Origin of the sequence: Micromonospora chalcea, assembly GCF_002926165.1 — a bacterium.
Classification (GTDB): Bacteria; Actinomycetota; Actinomycetes; order Mycobacteriales; family Micromonosporaceae; genus Micromonospora; species Micromonospora chalcea.
The window spans coordinates 1-1,324 of record NZ_MAGP01000081.1; the positions used below are offsets into that span (position 1 = coordinate 1).

The following is a 1,324-nucleotide window of genomic DNA, read 5'->3' on the forward strand; positions in this document are numbered from 1 at the left end:
CGCCTGACAGTGAGGATGTAGGGGTGGGGTCACCCGGCCTGGTCTGACTCACCGCCTGACCGACGTTGCTGTCCTGGAGCGGATCCGTCGGCTTGGTCCGGGTGACCCCGTTCCTGCACGTCACTGGCAGGGGCGTCGTGACCTGATAGGAGCCTGTGCAAGAGGTCCCGTCACTGTCCTGTCCGCCCGTCCCGGCGAGTGCGTGCCGACCCTGTTCGGTGCAAGCGAGAGGGACGACGGTTCCAGCATGACAGCCAAGAAGCGCAAGGTCACCGGTGGCGTCGATACTCACGGCCGGACCCATCACGCCGCCGTGGTCGACCAGACCGGACGGGAAATCGCTGATCGCCAGTTCCCCGCCACCGCAGCCGGTTACCGACAGTTGCTGGCCTGGCTGCGAACCTTCGGCACGATCGTGAAGATCGGCGTCGAGGGCACCGGCGCCTACGGCGCTGGTCTGGCCCGCTACCTGACCAGCCAGAAGATCATGGTGGTCGAGGTCGACCGGCCGGACCGCAAGACCCGGCGAACGAAGGGCAAGTCCGACCCGATCGACGCCCTGGCCGCCGCCCGCGCTGCCCTGTCCGGACAGGCCAGTGGCCTGCCGAAGACCCGCACCGGACCGGTCGAGGCGATCCGCGCCCTGCGGGTGGCCCGCAACGGCGCGGTCAAGGCCCGCACCGCCGCCATCAACCAGCTCCACGGTCTGCTCACCGCCGCCCCCGAGAACCTGCGCGCCGACCTGGCCGGCCACACCGGCACGAACCTGATCCACCGCTGCGCCAGCCTCACCAGCGACGACACCCGGCTCAGCGATCCCGTCGAGGCGACCAAAGCCGCCCTCACCGCGATCGCCACCCGCATCCAGGCCCTCACCGCCGAGATCACCCTCGCCGACCGGCGACTACGCCCCGCCGTCACCCGCACCGCTCCCACTCTCAGCGGACTGTTCGGCGTCGGACCCGACGTCGCCGGTCAACTCCTGACCACCGCCGGCGACAACCCCGACCGGCTCCGCAGCGAAGCCGCCCTGGCCCACCTCTGCGGCGCCGCACCCATCCCCGCCAGCTCAGGACGCACCGACCGACACCGCCTCAACCGCGGCGGCGACAGAGCCGCGAACAAAGCCCTGCACACCATCGCTCTCTGCCGCCTGCGCCACGACCCCCGCACCCACGCCTACCAAGAGAAACGCACCAAACAAGGCCTCACCAAGAAAGAGATCATCCGCTGCCTCAAGCGCTACATCATCCGCGAGGTCCACACCGCCCTCCTCGCCGACTACACCGCCCTCAACACCCCTTGACATCCATAGGAGCATCCG

1 protein-coding gene is annotated in these 1,324 nt (G+C 69.5%); it reads left to right on the forward strand.

Features of this window, described 5'->3' with window-relative positions; translation table 11 throughout:
* The first annotated feature begins 247 nt into the window (after positions 1–247).
* Positions 248–1,306 carry an IS110 family RNA-guided transposase gene (locus tag BAW75_RS08570; RefSeq protein ID WP_104113214.1) on the forward strand — a complete coding sequence of 353 codons (1,059 nt, stop codon included), beginning with the start codon at positions 248–250 and terminating at the stop codon, positions 1,304–1,306.
* Positions 1,307–1,324 lie beyond the last annotated feature (18 nt).